Origin of the sequence: Micromonospora sp. CPCC 206060 (assembly GCF_036906895.1) — a bacterium.
GTDB lineage: Bacteria > Actinomycetota > Actinomycetes > Mycobacteriales > Micromonosporaceae > Micromonospora.
This window is the reverse complement of the sequence record NZ_JBAKHU010000276.1, coordinates 1-703: the sequence shown is the minus strand read 5'-3', so window position 1 is coordinate 703 and position 703 is coordinate 1. Positions and strand designations below refer to the sequence as shown.

Here is a 703-nt window from a genome sequence, read left to right as displayed (position 1 = left end):
GCGGCAGGTCGACGCCTCACTGGAACACGGCACCGCCGAGATGGTCACCGCCCTGTTCGACCACGCCGAAGCCCGCGACCCACGTCACGAACGCCGCTGGGTGGTCCTGGTCGACGGCGCCAACCACCAACTCGACTGCCTCCAACGGGAAGCCCACCACCGCAGCGTCCACATCGACATCATCATCGACTTCATCCACGTACTCGAATACCTGTGGAAAGCCGCCGAAGACCTACACCCCTCCCACCAGGCCCGCGCCGCCTTCGTCCACCACACCGCCCGCGATCTCCTACAAGGCCACGCACCCCGCGTGATCACCGACCTGCGCGCACACCTCCAACGCCTGACCGACCACCACACCCCCGGTCTGGAACGCGCTACCGCCTACCTCACCGCCAAACAGCCCTACCTCAACTACCACATCGCCCTTGCCCTGGGCTGGCCGATCGCCACCGGCGTGATCGAAGGATCCTGCCGCTACCTGGTCAAAGACCGCCTTGACATCACCGGCGCCCGCTGGAGCCTGACCAGCGGCGAAGCCGTCCTCCTGCTCCGCGCTGTCATCGCCAACGGCGACTTCGACCAGTACTGGCGCTACCACCTCCAACGCGAGTACCAGCGCACCCATGCCAGCCGCTACAAGGACCAACTCGCCCTAGCCGCATGACCCGGACAACAACCTCACTCAAAAAGAAACGCACCC

At 65.6% G+C, this 703-nt stretch carries 1 pseudogene; it reads left to right on the top strand.

The window, feature by feature from the left end:
• Nucleotides 1–667, top strand: a pseudogene (locus V6U90_RS33725) (ISKra4 family transposase); the annotation flags it as partial.
• Nucleotides 668–703: the final 36 nt, after the last annotated feature.